A 19,440-nucleotide genomic window follows, 5' to 3' on the forward strand; every position below is an offset into this window, starting at 1 on the left:
CCCTGTCGGTCCGTCCCGCCTGCTTCGTCGAGGGCGCCTGTCAGTACACCCGCGCCTTCGGGGGGAAGGACTGAACTTCGTTGGTCAGCGTGGTCAGCGTCACGGGGCGGTAGTCGAGCCGTACCTCGCCGGCGGCGTTGCACCAGGCGAGGGTGTGCTTGAGCCAGTTCACATCGTCGCGCTCGGGATAGTCCTCGTGGGCATGCGCGCCGCGGCTCTCGTGCCGCGCCTCGGCCGACACCACCGTCACCATCGCGTTGCCCATCAGGTTGTCGAGCTCCATCGCCTCGACGAGGTCGGTGTTCCAGATCAGGCTCCGGTCGGTCACGCGCAGGTCGTCCATCTGCCGCCAGTGGCCGCGCATCTTCTCCACACCTTCGGCGAGGCTCGCCGAGTTGCGGAACACCGCCGCATGGGCCTGCATCGTCTTCTGCATGGCCAGCCGTATCTCGCCTGTGGTCGACCCGCCCTTGGCGTGGCGGATACGGTCCATCCGATCGAGCGCCGCCTCGCCCGCCTTGGGCGGGAGCGGCGGCTGGCTCTGCCCGGGCTTGACGAGCTCGGCCGCCCGCTGCGCCGCGGCGCGGCCGAACACCACGAGGTCGAGAAGCGAGTTGGTGCCGAGGCGGTTGGCGCCGTGCACCGAGACGCAGGCCGCCTCGCCGACCGCCATAAGCCCCGGCACGACGCGGTCTCCCTCCGGGCCGCGGGTGATCACCTCGGTGCGCCAGTTCGTCGGGATCCCGCCCATGTTGTAGTGCACGGTGGGCAGGATCGGGATCGGCTCGCGGGTGACATCGACTCCGGCGAAGATCTTCGCCGTCTCGCTGATCCCTGGAAGCCGTTCGGCCAGGAGCTCGGGGCCGAGATGCTCGAGGTGGAGCAGGATGTGGTCCTTGTTCGGGCCGCAGCCCCGCCCTTCACGGATCTCGATCGTCATCGCGCGGGAGACGACGTCACGGCTCGCGAGGTCCTTCGCCGTTGGCGCGTAGCGCTCCATGAAGCGCTCGCCCTCGCTGTTGGTCAGATACCCCCCCTCGCCGCGCGCGCCTTCGGTGATCAGGCAGCCGGCGCCGTAGATGCCGGTGGGGTGGAACTGAACGAACTCCATATCCTGCAGCGGCAGGCCGGCGCGAAGCACCATCGCGTTGCCGTCGCCCGTGCAGGTATGGGCGGAGGTGCAGGAGAAATAGGCGCGGCCGTAGCCGCCGGTCGCGAGCACCGTGAGGGCGGCGCGGAAGCGGTGGATCGTTCCGTCCTCGAGACACCAGGCGACCACGCCGCGGCAGGCGCCGTCATCGTCCATGATGAGGTCGAGGGCGAAGAACTCGACGAAGAACTCGACCTGGTGCTTGAGGCTCTGCTGGTAGAGCGTGTGCAGGATGGCGTGGCCGGTGCGGTCGGCCGCCGCACAGGCGCGCATCGCCGGTGCCTTGCCGTAGTCCTTCATGTGGCCGCCGAAGGGGCGCTGGTAGATGCGCCCGTCCTCGGTGCGGCTGAACGGCACGCCGAAATGCTCAAGCTCGTAGACGGCCGGGATCGCCTCGCGGCACATGTACTCGATCGCGTCCTGGTCGCCGAGCCAGTCCGACCCCTTGACGGTGTCGTACATATGCCAGCGCCAGTCGTCCTCGCCCATGTTGCCGAGCGCCGCTCCGATCCCGCCCTGGGCCGCGACGGTGTGGCTCCGGGTCGGGAACACCTTGGTGATGCAGGCGGTCTTGAGCCCGGCGGCGCCGAGACCAAGGGTGGTGCGAAGCCCAGCCCCGCCGGCGCCGACCACCACAACATCGTAGGTGTGGTCGACGATCCTGTAGGCGCCGCGCGACGGCATGGTGATCGCGTTCATGACCTCTCGTCCCGTTCCCTTTCGACCACGCCGCTCAGAGCGCGACGCGCAGCACCGCGAGGATGCCCATCAAGGCGCCGATGAGCAGCACGGCCTTCACCGCGAGCAGGACGGCAAGACGCCGCCCCTCACTGCGGATGTAGTCCTCGATCACGACCTGCAAGCCCAAGGACGCGTGCCAAAACGAGGCGCCGACGAGCAGGATCAGCAGAACCGTGTTCAGCGGCCGGGCGATCCAGGCCGAGACGGTGGCGTGATCCGCTCCTGCGAGCAGGATCAGAGAGGCGATGAACCACAGCGTCAGAGGCACGAGGGCTGCGGCGGTCAGACGCTGCACCCACCAGTGCCGCACGCCCTCCTTCGCCGCGCCTAAGCCCCGCGCGCGGCCCAAGCCGCTGCGCAGCATCGTCCGGGTGGCCTTCGCCTGGTTCGCCATCGCGCCTCCCCTCAGCCCATCACCGCGTAGCCGAGCACCCAGGCGAGCAGGGTAAGCCCGATCGCCGCCCCAACCGTGAACCAGCCCGAGCGTGTCACGCTCTCGAGGTCGTAGCCGTGGCCGAGGTCCCAGGCGAGGTGCCGGATCCCGTTGCAGAAGTGGTAGAAGAGGGCGAGCGTCCAGCCGAACAGCATCAGCCGGCCGAGGAACGAGCCCAGGAAGGCCTGGGCGTCGGCGAAGGCGTCAGGACCATCGGCGGCGGCAAGCAGCCAGGACACGAGCAGGAAGGTGCCGACGGCGAGCGCAATGCCGCTAAAGCGATGGCTGATCGAGAGGACGGAGGTGATCTGCGGCCGGTAGACCTGCAGATGCGGGCTGAGCGGGCGGCGGACCAATCTGCCGTCGCTTGTCGTGCCCGTCATCAGGGCGTCGCGGGAGTCCATCTGGCGTTCCCTTCTTTGCGTCCGCCGCGCCCGCCCGCACGGCGCCCGGTCAGGGCGGGAGGGCGAACGGTCTCGACCTCACGGCCCGAGATGAAAAAGGACGCGGCGCACGCGGCCCCGCGCCCCCTCTGGGCATGGTGAGTGTTACGCCTGCTGCGGTGCAGCGTCAACGCGCGGGGCGATCGCGGGGCGGCTTGGCGGACGCCATCGCCCACCGGTCACCGGCAGTCCCGCCGCGCGTCGTCGACCCTAACGCTTCCCGAAGCGCGCCTTGAGCGGGATCGCGGCGAGCGCAAGCGCCGCAAGCCCCACGAGAGCGCCGAGCACCTGCGGCGTCAGAACCGAGCGCACGTCGAACGCCCCGCCCGCTGCGAGCACGTCGCCAAGCCCCGCCCCGGCGAGGCTGAACACCGCCGTGCCGGGCAGGATGCCGAAGAAGGTCGTCACGACATAGACCGGAAGCCCGACGCCCACGAAGGCCGGAACGAGGTTGACGAGGAAGAAGGGGAAGAGCGGCACGAGCCGGAGCACGAGCAGGTAGGACGCGGCGTTGCGCCGGATCGCGGCGGCGAGCGCCTCGGCGCGGGGCCCAAGCCGCGCGAGCCCATTCTCGCCAAACAGGGTGCGCGCGAGCAGGAACACGCCCGTGGCGCCGACCGTCGCCGCCGTCACCGCAAGCGCCGTTCCCAACACGGCACCGAAGAGAAGGCCGCCCGCGAGGGTGAGGACCACCGCCCCCGGAACCGACAGGGCCACCGCCGCGGCATAGAGCGCGACATAGGCGGCAGCGGCGACCGCCCGGTTCGCGTCCACGAAGCGGGCGAGCGCCGCATGGTGCCGGGCGAGGGTCTCGAGCGAGAGGTGGTCGGCAAGGCCCAGCAGCCGCGCGGCGACGACCGCGCCCGCCACCAAGAGCGCGATCCACAGACGCCGGTCGCGGAGAAGGCGCGCCGCCCTCATGGCAGGAGACGCTGGGTCAGCCCGACCAGGCGTCGCATCCACGGGCCGAACACGAGGGGAGCGAAGTGATTGCCGGCAGCCCGCTTGCTGAGCTCGCCGAGCGTGGGGTAGGGGGCGAGCAGCGCGGCGATCGCGCCGATGCGCAAGTTCCGCTGGATCGCAAGCCCCCACAGCCCGATCAGCTCGCCGGCATGTGGGGCGACGATCGTGGCCCCGAGAACCCTGCCGCGCCGGCCGAGCACGATCTTCGCCAGACCCTCGGCCTCACCCTCCGTTCGGGCGCGATCATTGCCCGAGAGCGGCTCGAGCAGAACCGAGACGGGGTATCCCGCCCGCCGAGCCTCTGCCTCCGTCAGCCCAACATGGGCGAGCTCCGGGTCGGTGTAGGTGACCCAGGGGAGGGCGCGGTAGTCGGCCCGAACCGGCAGGCCGAGCAGGGCGGAGCGGAGGACAAGTCCGGCATGATAGGCCGCGATGTGGGTGAACTGCGGCCCCCCCGCCGAATCGCCGATCGCGTAGACGCGCCGGTTGGTGGTGCGCAGGGCCCGATCGACGGTGATCCCGCGCGCGGTCGCGGCGATTCCCGCCGCCTCGAGGCCGAGCCCTTCGAGCCGCGGCCGTCGCCCGGTGGCGACGAGAAGGTGCGTGCCCTCGATCACCCGGCCGTCGCCGAGGCTGACTGCGACACCGGCGGCGGCACGCGACACGCCGGCAACCGTCGCGCGTTCATGCAGCGAGACCCCCTCCGCCACGAGCCGGGAGCGGATGATGGCCACCGCCTCCGGCTCGTCACGCGGCAAGATCGTTCCGATGTCGATCAGGCTCACCGACGCGCCGAGCCGGCGGAAGGCCTGCGCCATCTCGACGCCGATCGGCCCCGCCCCGAGCACGACGAGATGAGCGGGCAGGGCGGTGAGGTCGAACACCGCTTCGTTCGTGAGGAACGGCACGTCGGCAAGCCCCGGCACGGGCGGCAGGGCGGGGGAGGAGCCGGTGGCGATCACGAAGCGTCTCGCGCGGATACGCTCGCCCCCGGCCTCCACCTCTGCGGGGCCGGTGAAGCGCCCGGGCGCGAGGATGACGGTGACGCCGAGGCCCTCAAATCGTTCCACGCTGTCGTGTGGCGCGATCGCCGCGATCACCCCGTGCACATGCGCCTGCACACGGCCGAACTCCACCTCCGGTGGCGGGGCTGTGATGCCGAAACGCGCGCTCCGGCGCACGGCTTCGGCGGCATGCGCCGCGGCGAGCAAAGCCTTCGACGGCACGCAGCCCGTGTTCAGACAGTCCCCGCCCATGCGGTGCTTCTCGATGAGCACCACCGCCGCGCCCATCTGCGCGGCGCCTGCTGCGACCGAGAGCCCGCCGGAGCCTGCGCCGATGACGCAGAGATCCGCGTGCAGCACCCCGCCCTTACGCCAGGGGCGTCTCGCCGGCAGGGGGCGGCGGTGCGGATCGGTCACGGACTCTCCTGGTCGGGGTGGTCAACCCGGCTTCGGATGAACCGCGGCCAGTCTAGGCCGGCCGCGACGGCGCGCGGGAGGGCCTGCATTCGCTCGGGGCGATCGCGCGCGGCGGCTCAGGTTGGCCTCGGCACGTCCGGCTTCGGCCGTGCCCGCCGCTGCCGAGACGACGCGGCGGCCAGGACGCGCGTGCCGGCCCAAGGCGTCGCCTCAGGCCCCGAGCACGCGGTCGATCTCTCCTTGGGCGAGATCGCGCCCCGTTGCGACACCTTCAGGCAGCGTGTGCATCAGCGCCGAGACGGTGACGCGCTCCGTCGGCTCTGCCTCGGGCACAAACTGGCGCAGAGCGTCATCGACCTGTTCGAGATGCTGAATGGCGCGGCGTATCCGCTGCCCCGTCAGGTCCTGGAAGGCGCAGGCCTCGAAGATCGCGTTGACCTCGGCGGAGAGCGCGGCGGCGGTCTCGGCGTCGAGCGCGGCGGCGGTCTCGGCGTCGAGCGCGGCGGCATCGAGCCGCGCCTGGATGGCCTCGGCCGCCTCGAGGATCCGGTTGGTCGCGGCTTCGGTCTCGAGCACCACGGCCTCGAGCTCGATGCCGCTGTTTCGGCTCTCCCGCGCCGGCACCGAGACGAGATTGGCCACTGTCGCATGGATGCGCTTGAGTTCGCCGGCGAGCTTCTCCTCCGAGAGGTCGGAGAGCTGCACATGCGCGTCGAACTCGGCCGAGAGCTCGGCGATACGCCGATCGACGAAGCGCCGGAGCTCGCCGAGGAGCGGGGCGATCTCCTCGCGGATGGCGGCCCGCACGGCCGCGTCGAGAGCCTCATTCATCCGAGCCTCACCCCTCCTGGTCGCGACGCCGCCCCGTGCTGAGCGCGGGGTCGGGCCCGCACTGTGCCGCGGTGCGGTGAAGACGGGATTACCGAAACGGGACGTTCCCTCCCTCTGGCGATCCGGCTGACGCCGCCGTCCGACGCACGGGCGGCTCCAGCTGACGCGACGCGTCAATAGGGCGTGCGGTCCTCCTTCGCCGTCCAGGCCCTCAAGGCGGCGAGCGCCTCGTCGCGGAGCATCTGCGCAAGCGGAATGGCGCGCAACGCCGCCGGCTTGCGGCCGAGCTCGGCCTCGATAAAGGCGTCATCGAAGCCCACGGCTGCGGCGTCGGCGGCGGTCGCGGCGTAGAACACGCGCCTCGGCCGCGCCCAGTAGAGCGCGCCGAGGCACATCGGGCAGGGCTCGCAAGGAGGCATAGACATCGCAGCCCGCGAGCTGGAACGAGCCGAGGCGCCGGCAGGCGTCACGGATCGCCACCACCTCGGCATGGGCGGTCGGGTCGTTGTCGAGGGTCACGCGGTTCGCGCCCTGGCCGACGATCCGTCCATCCCGAACGATCACGCAGCCGAACGGCCCTCCCCCCTCGGTCACCGAGGCGACCGAGAGCCGGATCGCCTCGCGCATCATCGCCGCGTCACCCTCCATCGCACCCTCCCCCTCCCTGCTCTCCGCGGCCCGGATCCCGCCCGGCGCGACCGCCGTCATGGCGGGTCGATCGCTGGCGGGGTCGAACAGCGCCATCCTGCCCGCCGCAGCGCGGCTGTCGAGAGCACCGCTCGCCGCCGCGGCGGGCGGCGACCTCCCTCGCCGCAAGGGCTTGATCCACGTCATGTCGAGGGGCATGCCGGGAGGCGAGACTGAGCAACGAGGAGGGTTCCGATGTCACGGCTCTACACCGTTCGCATGCTGCTCGCGCGCAACCCGGGCTTTCCGGAAGGCTCGAACGAGCGCGGCTACGAGCTTCGCGTGCCGCTGACGGCGGATGGCCATCTCGATGTCGAGGCGTGGCGGGAGCGCCGCGCCGAGTGCACGGTCCGTCGCTTCTGGCACGACGAGCCTGACCGGCACGGCGAGCTGATCCACGGCCGGCATGGCTGGGCCTTCAGTTACGAGCCGGGAGAGGCGGATGACGAGCCGCTGTTCAAGCTCGAAGGACACGTCTTCCGCCCCGGCGAGTACGTCACCGTCCGCGAGACCGACGGCGAGGCCCTCACCTTCAGGATCGTCAGCGTCCGCTGAGCGGCACGGCAGAAGAGGAGAGGCGCGCAGGATGTCGCACTACCACGCCGTCGTCTGGCTTGACTCGCGCGAGGCCCACATTTTCCACATCACCGAGACGGAGGCGGAGAAGATCACCGTCCGCGACCGCAAGCCCGACAAGCATCTGCACGGCGGCGGCTCCAAGGGGCGCGAGCACGCCCACGCCGACCAGGACTATCTGCACCGCGTGGTCGAGGCGCTCTCGGGCGCGCAGGAGTGGCTGATCGTCGGCCCGGGCGAGGCGAAGCACGAGCTTGTCCGGCACATCGAGAGGCACGACCCAGGGCTGCGGTCCCGCATCAAGGGAGTCGAGACGGCGGACCACCCGAGCGACGGCCAAGTCTGCGCTCTGGCGCGGAAATACTTCGCCCGGATCGACCGGATGTTGCCGCAGAGGCCCTGAACGGCCCCCACCCGGTCTCGCGCAGGCGAACAATCAACAGCTGTGACGCGTTGATTGACGACACGTAAAAATCCTTCTTGAAGCCTGGCATACACGCGCGTTATCCCGCTTGCTCGCGTGGGAGTGGAGCCGCCTCGGCGTTTCGGTGTCGTCCGCGGTTTCGGCGTGGCGCGGTCGCGGCAGACCTGTTCGCTCCCCGCAAAGGCCCGGGTCGCTGACCGGTGCGCTGCGAAGGGGTAACGGTCGTGGTGCGTGTCTGTCGCCTGACGCTGCTCGCCGGAACGGCCCTGTGCGCGCCCGGTGCCCTCTCTGCCCAGGCGCCGGCGCCGAACACCCTGCCTCAGGGGGGGGCGGTGATCGCCGGCCAAGCCTCGATTGCCACCACCGCTCCGAACCGGATGCAGGTGACGCAATCGTCCGATCGGGCGGTGATCGGCTGGCAGAGCTTCTCGGTCGGCGCGAACGCCGGCGTCGACATACGCCAGCCGGGGGCGGGCTCGATCTCCGTCCAACAGGTCCAGGGCAACGATCCGAGCCGGATCTTCGGCCAGCTCTCCTCGAACGGGCGCGTTGTCGTCGCCAACCCAAACGGCGTCTGGTTCGGCCCCGACGCGCGGGTTGACGCTGCCGGGATCGCCGCCGTGGCGGGGCGGATGAGCCAAACCGCGATCGAGCGGTTCATGGCCGACGGCACGGTGCGGCTGGACGAGGGCGCGGCCGCGGGCGCCGAGGTGGTGAACGAGGGGCGGATCACCGCCGGGCGCGGCGGTCTCGCCGCCCTGGTCGGGCCCTCCGCGCGAAACGCCGGCACGATCGAAGCGAGCGGCGGGCGCGTGCAGATCGCCGGAGCGGCGGGGGCGACGGTCGATTTCGATGGCGACGGGCTGATCGCTCTCCGCGCCGCCCCTGGGGCGCTCGCGGAGAACACCGGCCGGATCCTCGCCGAAGGCGGGCGGGTTCGGCTCACCGTGGCCGAGGCGAGGGGCGTGCTCGCGGGCGCGGTCAATCTCGGCGGGGTGGTAGAGGCGCGTTCCGTCAGCACCGATGGCGGGGGCATCACCCTCGGCTCGGTCCATGCCGAGGCGCCGTCGGTGACCGTGACCGGCCGGGTCGACGTCTCGGGGCCCCGCGGCGGGACGGTTTCGCTGCTCGGCGACGAGGTGAGCGTTCGGCAGGGCGCGCGGATCGACGCCTCAGGCGCCCAGGGCGGCGGAACGGTCCGTGCGGGCGGAGACGTGCGTGGCGCTCCCGGCACCCGGACGGCGCGGACGACGACCGTCGAGCGCGGTGCGACGGTGGCGGCGGATGCGACCGCGAACGGCCACGGCGGAACGGTCGTGGTCTGGGCCGATGGTGTGGCGACCATGGACGGGGCGATCACCGCGCGCGGGGCAGGGGCGGGGGCGGGCGGCTTCGCCGAGGTCTCGGGGCTCGGCGGCATCGCCTATGGCGGAACGGTCGATCTCCGCGCGCCGTCGGGCCTCTGGGGCACGCTCCTGTTCGACCCAACGGTGATCAACATCGTCGCCTCGGGCGGGACCAACGTGATCCCGAGTCCCTCGACGCCGGGCGTCGTCACTCTCAACGCCTCCGCCGTGGTCGCGCAGCTCTCTCTTTCGAACGTCGATCTCGTCGCCTCGAGCGCGATCAACGTCAACGCACCGCTCGCATGGGGCACGCCCGGGCGGCTGACGCTCACGGCCAATACGGTGACCGTCACCAGCGCCATCACGCTCAACGGCACCGGAAACCTCGTCATCGGTGCGCGCGGCTCGGCCACCGTCTCCGGCACGCTGACCATGAACAGCACCGGCAGTGTGGTGATCAACGCCGTCAATGACGTGACACTTCAGGGCACGGTTGCGAGCGCGCCGGCCGCCGCGGGCTCGCTTACCGTCACGGCCGACAGCGACCTCAATGGCGTGGGCGAAGCGTTCCTGCGCGGCAACATCCAGCTCCGCAGCGGGGCGCTCACGGTCTCCGGCGCGAGCGTCACCGTCGGCCGCACGACGGCGAGCGATCTCAGCGTCAGTACGACGACCGGAGCGATCACGCTCGAGGCGACGAACGGACGCCTCGCGATTGGCACCACCGCCGCTTCGAACAGCAACACGCTGGTCGAGAGCAGCGAGGGGGGGGCTATCACTCTGCGTGCCTCTGGCAATGTGCTGGTCGGGCGGGCGACGGAGACGCCGGTCACCGGAGCGGGGACCTGGAGCCAGGTGCGGAGCCCGGCCGGCGCAGTCTCGATCGAGGCGGGCGGCAGCGTCCTTGTGCGCGCAGGTGCCGGCTTGATCACGCCGGACAGTTTCGGCCGCGTGCTCGCGGGCACGAGCCTCTCGGTCACCGCCGGAAGCGATGTGGTGATCGGCGGGGGAACCGGCTTCGGCACAGCGGCGGCGAGCGCCGACAGCGCGATAGAGACGCGCGCCGGCCCCCTTGTGGTCAACGCCACCGGGAACGTGATCGTGCGCTCAGGCGGCGCATTCGCCCAAGCAAGCCTCCGCAGTGGCGGCGACCAGACGATCACCGCCGGTGGCGCGATTGAGGTGACAGGCGGCGGGAGCGCGGCGTCGATCGCCGCCGCCGGAACCCAGACCCTCACCGCGACCGGGGCCATCACGCTCTCGGGCGGCAGCGCCGCGGGGTCCGTGGCCTCGATCGACAACAGCGGCGGGGCGCAGACCATTTCGGGCCGGAGCGTCAGCCTCACAGGGAATGGCGGCGAGGCGCGGCTCCGCAATGCCGGCGGCGCCCAGGCGGTGACCGGGACGGCGGGTGCCGTCACCGTGGCGGCCCTGGGCAGCGGCCCGGCGGGCATCGAGAACAGCGGCGGCGACCAGGACGTGTCGGGAACGGAGATCACGCTCTCCGCAGCGGGCAGCGGGGCCGTCTCAATCAGCAATCGGGGCGGGGCGCAGAACGTCGTCACGACCGCCGGAGCGATCGGCCTCACGGGGGGGAACAACGCGGCGGTGCGGATCGCCAACGACGGCGGGGTGCAGAGCGTGTTTGCCGCGACGACGCTCACCCTCACCGGCGGGGCGGGCATCGGCACAGCGGAGATCGCGAACGGAGCGGGCGGGCAGACGGTCGACGCGAGGGTCGGCATCACCCTCAACGGCCGGGAAGCGGCCGCGCGGATCACGGCCGGCGACGGCGACCAGACGGTGCGCAGCGACGGCAGCATCCGCCTACTCGGCTCCTCGTCCGGAACCGTGTCAGGCCCGCTCAATGTCGAAATCCTCAACGGCCTTGGGCTGCAGACCGTCACCGCGGGGCGCAACCTCCTCGTCCGCGGCGGCGGAGCGAATGCCGGCGCGGCGATCCGGTCCGGCCGCGAGCAGATAATCACCGCCGGCGGGCGGATCGAGATCAGCGCGCGCGATGCGACCGCACGCCTCGCCGCCCGCGGCGCGCAGACCGTCACCGCGACGGACATCGTCACGCTCTCGGGCAGCACCAGCCCGGGCCTCCTGGCGGAGATCACGAACAGCGGCGGCGACCAGGCGGTGTCCGGGCGGGTGGTCGAGCTCCTCGCCAACGCCGGCGGCGCTGCGATCACGAACCGGTTCGGCAATCAGGCGGTCACGGCCGCCGAGCTCCTCGAGATCAGGGGCGGCGCGGGCATCGGTCTGATCGCCAACGAGGGCGGCGGTCAGGCCGTCCGCGGCGAGGCGGGTGTCCTGCTTCGCGCCGCAGCGAATGGCGGACCGGTCGCGATCGACAACATCCTCGGCAACCAGACGGTCAGCGCGTCACGGGGCCTGATCGCGCTTGTCGCCGCCGCCGAGGCGCCGGTCTTCATCGGCAATCTCCGCGGTGACCAGACCGTCACCGCTGCGACCTCGATCGAGCTCTCCGCCGCCGGCGGCACGCGCGGGCAGGCGGCGATCTTCAATGACACGGGTGCGCAGAGGATCGAAGCGGGCAGCGACCTCTCGATCACTGGCGGCGCGAGGAGCCCGGGCGGCCTCGGCGGTGCGGCCTATGTGATCGCTCTCTCCGGGCCGCAGACCATCACCGCCGGGGGGCGGCTGACGCTCACCGGCGCCCCGGACGCAACGCCGCTCGGCCTCTCGGCGACCTCCCCGACGGCGACGCCAACCCCCGGCAGCGCCTCGATCCAGTCCGACCCGCGGACGCTCCCCGGCGAGGCCAATGGCACGGCAGACCAGAGGGTCAGCGCCCTCGGCGTCATCTTCGCCGGGCCGGCCGGGACGAGCGCGATCGGCCTTCAGGACCTCCGCGCCGAGAACGACAGCCCCGCCGCGCGGCGCTACCAGTCGGTGCTCTCGGGTGGCACGGAGCTCTCCGTTGCGGGGAGCACCACCGTCTTCGCCCTCACCCCACCGCCAGGACCCCCGGCCCCACCACCGCCGCCGCCAACGAGCCGCGGCCCGAGCGTGCTCGACCCCGCCGTGGATGCGCTTCGCCAGCTCCTCTCTCAAGGGTTCCCAAGACCCGTGGCCGACCAGCTCGGCGGCGGAACCGGTGGGTTCGTCCCCGCCGGCCTTACCGAGGAAGGGGAGGAGGAGACGGTGGCGATCGCGGGCGAGGACCCGGCCGCGGTGTTCGCCAACGCCCTGCTCGCGGCGCGAATCGAGGGGCTCCTCCCCCCGCCCGTGCCGTATTTCCCGGGCTTCGTATCGCCGCCGCTCGCGGCCGCGACGCTGCGCTGACCATAGGCTTGGGGTTCCGGGCCGCGGCGACGGGCGATGACAGCGACCGCATGAGCCGCCCGGGATGACACGCCGTGCGATCCGCGGCGGGCCTCTGCGCCTTCTCGCCTGTGCCGCTCTCCTGCTCCCCGCCGCCGAGGCCGCCGCGCAGGCGCCGCCCGCGCTCCTCCCCGGCGGCGTCGATCCTGCCCGGGCACCGCGGGAGGCGCCGGTCCCGCTGCCGCCTGCCGGCGTGCCGGCCGCGCCTGCGCCCGCGCCCGAGCCGGCGGTGAGCCGCGCACCACCGGGAGCGGAACAGGTCCGCTTCCGGCTGGCGGACCTCGTTCTCGAGGGTGTGACGGCGTACCGGCCGAACGAGCTCCGCCCCCTCTACGCGCGCTTCCTCGGGCAGGAGATCTCGGTCGCCGAGCTCTTCGCGATCGCCGAGGCGATCACCGACCGCTACCGCGCCGACGGCTACCTGATCAGCCGCGCGCTCGTTCCGGCGCAGCGGATCGAGGCGGGTGTTGCGCGAATCCAGGTGATCGAGGGCCACATCGCCGCGGTCACGGTGGAGCCCGGCAACGCGGTGCTGCAGCGCCGTGCCGAGCGTGCGGTCGGCTCCTCCCGGCCGCTCACACTCGCGCGGCTCGAGCGCGCTCTCCTCTTGCTCAACGACCTGCCGGGTGTGGCCGCGCACGGCGTGATCGAGCCGCTTCCGGACGGTCCGGTCGGGGCGGCGCGGCTTGCCGTCACCGTGGAACGCCGGCGAGGGTGGGAGGGATATGTCGCCCTCGACAACCGCGGCAGCCGCTATGTGGGGCCGTGGCAGGCGTCACTCGGCGGCAGCGTGTCCTCGCTCAATACCGCCTATGACCGGTTCACGTTCCGCGCCATCGGCGCCGTGCCGCTCCGCGAGCTCCGCTTCCTCGAGGTCGCCTACGAAGCGCCCATCGGCGCGGACGGCTTGAGCCTGTTCGGCAGCACCTACGTCTCGCAGTCAGAGCCCGGGTTCACGCTTGCTCCGCTGCAGACGATCGGAACGTCCTATGGCCTCTCGATCGGCGCCGCCTATCCGCTGATCCGAACGCGCGCGGAGAACCTGCGCCTCTCGCTCGCCTTCACCCCGTACGTCAGCGAGAACGTCCTGTTGGGCCGGCTCGACCTCAGCCCCGGCTACCAGGACGCCATACGCCCGATACGGCTCGGCCTCACCTACGACCTCGCCGACCGCTGGCGGGGGCTCACCTATCTCTCCGTCGAGCTCAGCCGCGGGCTCGACGTGCTCGGCGCCTCGCCGGAGAACCGCCCCAACCCTTCGCGCCCCGGAGCGCGCACGAGCTTCACCAAGGTCCGCCTCGAGGCGAACCGGCTGCAGCCGCTCGACTGGATCACGCAAGGCCTTGCCCTGTTCGTCGCCGCCCAGGCGCAGTGGTCCTTCGACTCCCCGCTCGTGGCCTTCGAGCAGCTCGGGCTGGGCGGGGCGCGGTTCGGCCGCGGCTATGATCCGGCTGAGATCTCGGGCGACAACGGCATCGCCGGGCTGATCGAGCTTCGCTATGCGCTCGACGTCGGCCGCGGGAGAGTGACCTTCGACCGTACGCTCACACTCCAGCCCTACGTGTTCTACGACGCGGGCATTGTGACGAACGTTCGGTCGGAGTTTCCCGCCCGGAGCCTCGCGAGCACGGGCGTTGGCCTCAGGCTGTGGCTCGGCGAGGCCTTCGCCGCTTCGATCGAGCTCGCCAAGCCGCTGACCCGCCCTGTTGCGGCGGAGGTGCTGGCCGGCGGGCGCGGCAACGAGCCGCGGCTCTACGTCTCGACCGTGCTCCGGTTCTGACCGCCTCTTGCCCGCCGTGGCGGCACGCCCCACGTCGCATGGCATGGACGCCCTTCGCGACGCCATTCTCGACGAAGCGCTCGCCCAAGCCGAGCGCGAGGGCTGGGAGAACGTGAGGCTCCGCAGCGTCGCCGGGGCCTTGGGGATCCCGCTTGCGGAGGTGTTCGCCCGCTTCCGCGACGCCGATTCGGTGGCGGACGCGCTGTTCGCGCGCCTGCTGCGTGCCATGCTCGCCCCTCCCGACGATCCGGCCGCCTTCGCGGTCGCGCCCCCGCATGAGCGCGTCATCGAGGTTCTGTGGCGCTGGTTCCGCGCCGCCCTTCCGCACCGGCGCACCGTCGCGGCCATGCTCGCGGTGAAGGCCTGGCCGAGCCATCCGCACACCTGGGTGCCGATGGTGTTCAACCTGTCGCGTCTGATCCACTGGGCGCGGGATGCGGCGCGTCTCGATCGCGGCGGCATCGCCCGGATGGTCGAGGAGGTCGGGCTCACGGCGGCGTTCCTCGCCACGCTCGCGCGCTTCGTTACGGACACGAGCGAGGGGGCGGCGCGCACGCGCCGGGTGCTCGAGGCGGCGGTGCGCCGCGTTCCGCTCGGCTGAGCCGGGGCACTGCTGGCGCGTCAGGATTTGATCCAGGGCAAGTCGCGAGCCGCGCCGCCGCGGCAACGGTCGCGCCATGCCGCGACCAGGATCTGTGCGTCTCGCCGCCGCCTATGCCCTGGTCGCCGTCGGCCCCGCCCTGTTGTGGCCCGAGGGGAGGAGCACGTGAGACCATGCCGTCTCGCCGGCGACGCGGGCGGCCTTCGCGCTCCTGTTCGTCGAGTTCGTGCTGTCGGGGCGTTTCCGGTTCATCTCGCACCCCATCGGCATGGACGCGACGATGCGCCTGCACCAGGTCGCCGCCCGCCCCGTCGCCGCGATCCTTCTCCTGCATCCATTCCTGTATGCGGGCGTGGAGGTGCCGGAGGGGAGGGCGGCGCTCACTCGTCCTCGCCTGGCCGCTCCTTGGCCTCGTCGTCCTCACCGCGATCGGCCGCGACCGCTTGCCCTGGCGCTACGAGACCTGGCGGCTGTCGCATGGGCTCGGGGCGCTCGCGCTCGCCGCCCTCGGCGCGGTGCACGCGATCGAGTCGCCGCGCGGGCCGCATCCGGCGCTCGCCTTCGTGTGGATCGCGCTCGCGGCGATCGCTCCTGCGACCCTCGTCTTTGTCTACTTCTTGCGCCCGCTCGCCCGGGCGCGCCGGCCCTGGCGCGTGGTGTCGGTCGCGCCGGAGGCGGAGTCTGTCTGGAGGGTAACGATCGCGGCGGACGGGCATCAGGGGCTCGCCTTCCGCGCCGGCCAGTTCGTTTGGCTCGTGCTCGACCGCGGACCCTTCAGCCTCCGCGAGCATCCGTTCTCGATCGCCTCGCCGCCGTCGGAACCAGCGCGGCTCGAGTTCGTGATCGCCGAAGCTGGCGACTTCACCCGCACCGTTGGGTCGATCACGCCGGGCGCGCGCGCCGATCTCGACGGGCCCCATGGCGCGCTGACACCGCTTGAGCGCGACGCCGAAGGCTTCGTGCTGATCGCGGGCGGGACGGGCATCGCGCCGATTCTCTCGATCCTCGGCGAGGCGGCAGCGTAGGGCGAGAAGCGGCCGTTCCTCCTGATCGTGGGCGCGTGGCGCGAGGAGCGTCTGATCGGGCGCGAGGCGCTCGCGGCGCTGCGCGGGCGGCTCGATCTCACCGTGGTCGAGGTCCTGTCCGATCCGCCCGAGGGCTGGGACGGCGAGCGGGGCGTGCTCGACCAGGGCGTGCTCGCCCGCCACTGCGGCGGTGCGCGGCGCGGCTGGCTGCATGTGCTCTGCGGCCCGCCCGGGATGCTCAAGGCGGCGACGGACGCGCTCGCGGCCCTCGGCGTCGCCCGCCGCCACATCATGGCCGAGAGCTTCCGCTACGACTGAAGGTCCGGGCTCACGCGTGGCCGGACGCGCCAGATCTCCTCCGCATATTCGCGCACCGTGCGGTCGGAGGAGAACCAGCCGACATGGGCTGTGTTCAGGATCGCCTTCCGGCGCCACGTCACCTGGTCCTGCCACAGCCGATCCACCTGCCGCTGCGCCTCCGCATAGGCCGCGAAATCGGCCGCGACCATGAAATGGTCGCCGCCATAGAGCGACCCGACGAGCTCGCCGTAGCGGCCCGGCTCGTCGGGCGAGAACAGCCCCTGCGCGATCGCCTCAAGCGCATCCTTGAGCGCCGCTGTCGCCTCGATCGTCGCCCGCGGGTCGTAGCCCCGCGCGCGCAGGGCCGTCACTTCCTCGGCGCACAGCCCGAAGATGATGATGTTCTCCGCGCCCACGAGATCGCGGATCTCGACATTGGCGCCATCGAGCGTGCCGATGGTGATCGCCCCGTTCAGCGCGAGCTTCATGTTGCCGGTGCCGGAGGCCTCCATGCCCGCGGTCGAAATCTGCTCGGAGAGGTCGGCTGCCGGGATGATCCGCTCCGCGAGCGACACGTTGTAGTTCGGCAGGAAGACGATCTTGAGCTTGCCCTGGACCGCCGGGTCGGCGTTGACGACGCGGGCGACGTCGTTGATCAGCCGGATGATCAGCTTCGCCCGCCAGTAGGAGGCCGCCGCCTTACCCGCGAACACCTTGACGCGCGGGACGGGGAAGCGGTCGGGGTCGGCGCGGATCGCGTCGTAGAGCGCCACCGCCTCGAGGATGTTGAGGAGCTGGCGCTTGTACTCGTGGATCCGCTTGACCTGGACGTCGAACAGGGCGGAGGGGTCGACGCGCACCCCGGTGCGCTCGCCGATGAGCGCTGCAAGCCGCTGCTTGTTGGCCTGCTTAACCGCCGCGAACGCTTCCTGGAGGGACGCGTCGTCGGCGTGCCGGGCGAGGTCGGAGAGCGCGGTCGCATCCTCCATGAAGCGGTCGCCGATCGTCTCGCGGATGAGCGCGGTCAGCCCCGGGTTGGCCTGGAACAGCCACCGCCGCGGGGTGATGCCGTTCGTCTTGTTGACGATCCGGTCCGGGTGAAGCCGCGCGAGCGGGGCGAACACCGTCTCCTTCATCAGCGCGGTGTGCAGCGCCGAGACGCCATTGACCTTGTGCGAGCCGATGAAGGCGAGGTTGCCCATGCGCACGCGGCGCCCGTTGCTCTCGTCGATCAGGCTGACCGCGGCGATGAAGGCGTCGTCCGCCCCGGGCAGCCGGCGCGCGTCGGCGAGCAGCCTTGCGTTGATCGCGTAGATAATCTGCATGTGGCGCGGCAGGAGCCGCTCCATCAGATGCACGGGCCAGGTCTCGAGCGCCTCGGGCAGGAGCGTGTGGTTGGTGTAGCTGATGGTCTCGCGCGTCAGCGTCGCCGCCTCCTCCCAGGAGAGGCCATGGACGTCGACGAGCAGGCGGATCAGCTCCGCGACCGCGATCGCCGGGTGGGTGTCGTTGAGCTGCACCGCCGCGTGCTCGGGCAGCGAGCGCACGTCGCCGAACTGCTGGACGTGCCGGCGCAAGAGATCCTGCAGCGAGGCGGAAGTGAAGAAGAACTCCTGCCTCAGCCGGAGCTCCTGGCCTGCGGGCGTACTGTCGGCCGGGTACAGAACGCGCGAGATCGACTCCGCGCGCATCCGCTCTGTCACCGCGCCGAGATGGTCGCCCTGGTTGAAGGCCTCGAGACGCATCGGGTCAATCGCCCGCGCGGCCCACAGCCGCAGCGTCGTCACCGACTTGCCCTTCCAGCCGACGATCGGCGTGTCGTAGGCGACCGCGATCACCCGCTCGGCCGGCTTCCAAGTCGGCTTGGTGGCGCCGTCCCAGTCCTCCCTGCCCTCGACCGCGCCGCCGAAGCCGATCTCGTAGGCCGCCTCGCGGCGCTCGAACTCCCAGGGGTTGCCGTGCGACAGCCAGTCCTCCGGAACCTCGACCTGGCGGCCGTCGACGATCTCCTGGCGGAACAGACCGTGTTCGTAGCGTATCCCGTAGCCCATCGCTGGAATCCCGACGGTCGCCATGCTCTCGATGAAACAGGCGGCGAGACGCCCGAGCCCCCCGTTGCCGAGCGCCGCGTCGGGCTCGATCTCGGCGATGTCGTCGAGCGCCACACCGAAGGAGGCGAGCGCCTCGCGCAGCGGTTCGAGCAGGTCGAGGTTCGAGGCCGCGTCGCGGAACAGCCGGCCGATCAGGAACTCGAGCGAGAGGTAGTAGACGCGCTTGCGCCCCGAACGGTAGGTCTCGCGCGTCGAGGCGATCCAGCGGTCGATGATCGCGTCCCGCACCACGTGGCTCGCCGCGAGCAGCCAGTCATAGCGTCGGGCGACGAAGGGGTCCTTGCCGACGGCGTAGGTGAGCTTGCGCAACAGCTGTTCGCGCACAACGCTCGCCCGCGCGCCGAGGGGCGGCGCCTCGACGGCCGGTGCGGCGGGCATGGTCGGGCTCGTGAGGTCGATCTCGTTCATGGTCAAGCGGATCCGTTCCTCGCCATGCTGGCGAAAGTCTCATGGTGCAGTGCACACTACGTTAACACCGGTTCGGCCGACGTCGCGCCAAATCTCGCCGTCGAGCGGGAGACGGCACGCACTCGGCGAAGGTTGACAGACGCCGCGCGGGGGCCTACCCGCCCCGCCATGGACGCCCCCAACCCCGACAACGCCGCGTCGCTCGCCGCCCGGATTGCCGCCCGCACCGCGACCGTCTCGGTCATCGGGCCCGGGTATGTGGGGCTGCCGCTCGCGCGGGTGTTTGTCGAGCGCGGCTTCCGCGTGCTCGGCTTCGACACCGGCCACGCCAAGGTCGCAGCGCTGGCGGAACGGCGGCGGTCGCCCGCGCTTGACCACGCGGTCGTGCAGCGCACTGTGCCGGTCTCGAGCGCGGCCACGGCGGAAGCGGTGACGCTCGCCAGGAACGTCATCCGTCCCGTGGACATCCCGCTCGAGAACACGCGAAAGAGCGTGTTCGACGCGATAGGGATCGACGTCTGCGAGGTGACCCGGCCGCCTCCACCACGCCTTTCGGCTCCATGCCTTTCCGGCCAGGCTGCGTCGATGACCACGATCCGTACGTTCCGGAGCCGGGCCGCTCCCGCGAGCATCCCCGCCTCGCCGGGCGCCGCTCCGTGCCGTGGGACCCCGCGCGATTCGGCTCCTACGACGCGGCGATGATCGTGACCGACCATGACGGCGTCGACGATCGCGGCCTGTTGCAGGCCTGCCGGCTCGTGGTCGACACCCGCAACGCCTGCCGCCGCGCCGGAGCGGCCGGCGAGAACCTCGTGCTCGCCTGAGTGCGCGTGCGATCTGGAGACC

The 19,440-nt window shown here is 71.6% G+C and carries 17 protein-coding genes and 1 pseudogene; 9 read left to right on the forward strand and 9 right to left on the reverse strand.

Annotated features, from left to right (window positions below):
- Positions 1 to 40 precede the first annotated feature (40 nt).
- From sdhA to KO353_RS09165, 8 genes are all read right to left on the reverse strand, one after another.
- The gene (gene sdhA / locus KO353_RS09135) at positions 41 to 1,849 is read right to left on the reverse strand and encodes a succinate dehydrogenase flavoprotein subunit (protein ID WP_218284357.1); all 1,809 of its coding nucleotides are present in this window, start codon (positions 1,847 to 1,849) and stop codon (positions 41 to 43) included.
- 34 nt (positions 1,850 to 1,883) lie between these two features.
- A complete protein-coding gene (gene sdhD / locus KO353_RS09140; protein WP_218284358.1) occupies positions 1,884 to 2,285 on the reverse strand; it encodes a succinate dehydrogenase, hydrophobic membrane anchor protein in 402 nt (133 codons plus the stop codon).
- Positions 2,286 to 2,296: 11 nt separating this feature from the next.
- Positions 2,297 to 2,728 (reverse strand): succinate dehydrogenase, cytochrome b556 subunit, encoded by a 432-nt coding sequence (gene sdhC / locus KO353_RS09145; RefSeq protein WP_218284359.1) that lies wholly within the window; start codon positions 2,726 to 2,728, stop codon positions 2,297 to 2,299.
- Positions 2,729 to 2,977: 249 nt separating this feature from the next.
- Positions 2,978 to 3,688 carry a TVP38/TMEM64 family protein gene (locus KO353_RS09150; RefSeq protein ID WP_218284360.1) on the reverse strand — a complete coding sequence of 237 codons (711 nt, stop codon included), beginning with the start codon at positions 3,686 to 3,688 and terminating at the stop codon, positions 2,978 to 2,980.
- Entirely contained in the window at positions 3,685 to 5,151 is a 1,467-nt protein-coding gene (locus KO353_RS09155; protein WP_235691774.1) for a dihydrolipoyl dehydrogenase family protein, read from the reverse strand. Before KO353_RS09155 ends, KO353_RS09150 begins: the two co-directional genes overlap by 4 nt.
- A gap of 210 nt (positions 5,152 to 5,361) precedes the next feature.
- Entirely contained in the window at positions 5,362 to 5,982 is a 621-nt protein-coding gene (locus tag KO353_RS09160) for a hypothetical protein (protein WP_218284361.1), read from the reverse strand.
- A gap of 173 nt (positions 5,983 to 6,155) precedes the next feature.
- Complete coding sequence (locus KO353_RS16890; RefSeq protein WP_328774188.1) at positions 6,156 to 6,302, reverse strand: hypothetical protein; 147 nt, start codon at positions 6,300 to 6,302, stop codon at positions 6,156 to 6,158.
- Positions 6,289 to 6,630, reverse strand: a complete 342-nt coding sequence (locus KO353_RS09165; protein WP_328774190.1) for a nucleoside deaminase — start codon at positions 6,628 to 6,630, stop codon at positions 6,289 to 6,291. Before KO353_RS09165 ends, KO353_RS16890 begins: the two co-directional genes overlap by 14 nt.
- Positions 6,631 to 6,864: 234 nt before the next feature.
- Between KO353_RS09165 and KO353_RS09170 the strand changes: the two genes are divergently transcribed.
- From KO353_RS09170 to KO353_RS09200, 7 genes and pseudogenes are all read left to right on the forward strand, one after another.
- Entirely contained in the window at positions 6,865 to 7,224 is a 360-nt protein-coding gene (locus tag KO353_RS09170; protein WP_235691775.1) for a hypothetical protein, read from the forward strand.
- Between the two features lie 31 nt (positions 7,225 to 7,255).
- A complete protein-coding gene (locus tag KO353_RS09175; RefSeq protein WP_218284362.1) occupies positions 7,256 to 7,648 on the forward strand; it encodes a hypothetical protein in 393 nt (130 codons plus the stop codon).
- Positions 7,649 to 7,896: 248 nt separating this feature from the next.
- The gene (locus KO353_RS09180) at positions 7,897 to 12,330 is read left to right on the forward strand and encodes a beta strand repeat-containing protein (protein WP_218284363.1); all 4,434 of its coding nucleotides are present in this window, start codon (positions 7,897 to 7,899) and stop codon (positions 12,328 to 12,330) included.
- Between the two features lie 64 nt (positions 12,331 to 12,394).
- The gene (locus tag KO353_RS09185) at positions 12,395 to 14,149 is read left to right on the forward strand and encodes a ShlB/FhaC/HecB family hemolysin secretion/activation protein (RefSeq protein ID WP_218284364.1); all 1,755 of its coding nucleotides are present in this window, start codon (positions 12,395 to 12,397) and stop codon (positions 14,147 to 14,149) included.
- A 43-nt stretch (positions 14,150 to 14,192) separates the two neighbouring features.
- Positions 14,193 to 14,750 carry a ubiquinone biosynthesis protein COQ9 gene (locus KO353_RS09190; protein ID WP_218284365.1) on the forward strand — a complete coding sequence of 186 codons (558 nt, stop codon included), beginning with the start codon at positions 14,193 to 14,195 and terminating at the stop codon, positions 14,748 to 14,750.
- A 344-nt stretch (positions 14,751 to 15,094) separates the two neighbouring features.
- Complete coding sequence (locus KO353_RS09195; RefSeq protein WP_218284366.1) at positions 15,095 to 15,775, forward strand: ferredoxin reductase domain-containing protein; 681 nt, start codon at positions 15,095 to 15,097, stop codon at positions 15,773 to 15,775.
- A gap of 18 nt (positions 15,776 to 15,793) precedes the next feature.
- Positions 15,794 to 16,093: pseudogene (locus KO353_RS09200) on the forward strand (hypothetical protein); the annotation flags it as partial.
- On the opposite strand, the gene KO353_RS09205 reads toward KO353_RS09200, so the two are convergent.
- Positions 16,084 to 18,594 (reverse strand): glycogen/starch/alpha-glucan phosphorylase, encoded by a 2,511-nt coding sequence (locus KO353_RS09205; protein WP_407928183.1) that lies wholly within the window; start codon positions 18,592 to 18,594, stop codon positions 16,084 to 16,086. The pseudogene KO353_RS09200 and the gene KO353_RS09205 overlap by 10 nt on opposite strands.
- A 168-nt stretch (positions 18,595 to 18,762) precedes the next feature.
- On the opposite strand from KO353_RS09205, the gene KO353_RS09210 reads away from it, so the two are divergent.
- The gene (locus KO353_RS09210; RefSeq protein ID WP_218284368.1) at positions 18,763 to 19,296 is read left to right on the forward strand and encodes a hypothetical protein; all 534 of its coding nucleotides are present in this window, start codon (positions 18,763 to 18,765) and stop codon (positions 19,294 to 19,296) included.
- Positions 19,293 to 19,418 (forward strand): hypothetical protein, encoded by a 126-nt coding sequence (locus KO353_RS16760; protein ID WP_268906160.1) that lies wholly within the window; start codon positions 19,293 to 19,295, stop codon positions 19,416 to 19,418. Before KO353_RS09210 ends, KO353_RS16760 begins: the two co-directional genes overlap by 4 nt.
- Positions 19,419 to 19,440 lie beyond the last annotated feature (22 nt).

The organism is Elioraea tepida (assembly GCF_019203965.1).
Classification (GTDB): Bacteria; Pseudomonadota; Alphaproteobacteria; order Acetobacterales; family Acetobacteraceae; genus Elioraea_A; species Elioraea_A tepida.

Excerpts from the sequence above, each read along its gene's own strand:
- KO353_RS09190 (WP_218284365.1), top strand. The coding sequence starts at position 14,193 with ATGGACGCCCTTCGCGACGCCATTCTCGACGAAGCGCTCGCCCAAGCC.
- KO353_RS09160 (WP_218284361.1), bottom strand. The coding sequence starts at position 5,982 with ATGAATGAGGCTCTCGACGCGGCCGTGCGGGCCGCCATCCGCGAGGAG.
- sdhC (WP_218284359.1), bottom strand. The coding sequence starts at position 2,728 with ATGGACTCCCGCGACGCCCTGATGACGGGCACGACAAGCGACGGCAGA.
- KO353_RS16760 (WP_268906160.1), top strand. The coding sequence starts at position 19,293 with ATGATCGTGACCGACCATGACGGCGTCGACGATCGCGGCCTGTTGCAG.
- KO353_RS09170 (WP_235691775.1), top strand. The coding sequence starts at position 6,865 with ATGTCACGGCTCTACACCGTTCGCATGCTGCTCGCGCGCAACCCGGGC.
- sdhA (WP_218284357.1), bottom strand. The coding sequence starts at position 1,849 with ATGAACGCGATCACCATGCCGTCGCGCGGCGCCTACAGGATCGTCGAC.
- KO353_RS09175 (WP_218284362.1), top strand. The coding sequence starts at position 7,256 with ATGTCGCACTACCACGCCGTCGTCTGGCTTGACTCGCGCGAGGCCCAC.
- KO353_RS09205 (WP_407928183.1), bottom strand. The coding sequence starts at position 18,594 with ATGAACGAGATCGACCTCACGAGCCCGACCATGCCCGCCGCACCGGCC.
- KO353_RS09165 (WP_328774190.1), bottom strand. The coding sequence starts at position 6,630 with ATGGAGGGTGACGCGGCGATGATGCGCGAGGCGATCCGGCTCTCGGTC.
- KO353_RS09185 (WP_218284364.1), top strand. The coding sequence starts at position 12,395 with ATGACACGCCGTGCGATCCGCGGCGGGCCTCTGCGCCTTCTCGCCTGT.
- KO353_RS09150 (WP_218284360.1), bottom strand. The coding sequence starts at position 3,688 with ATGAGGGCGGCGCGCCTTCTCCGCGACCGGCGTCTGTGGATCGCGCTC.
- KO353_RS09195 (WP_218284366.1), top strand. The coding sequence starts at position 15,095 with ATGCGGGCGTGGAGGTGCCGGAGGGGAGGGCGGCGCTCACTCGTCCTC.
- KO353_RS09210 (WP_218284368.1), top strand. The coding sequence starts at position 18,763 with ATGGACGCCCCCAACCCCGACAACGCCGCGTCGCTCGCCGCCCGGATT.
- sdhD (WP_218284358.1), bottom strand. The coding sequence starts at position 2,285 with ATGGCGAACCAGGCGAAGGCCACCCGGACGATGCTGCGCAGCGGCTTG.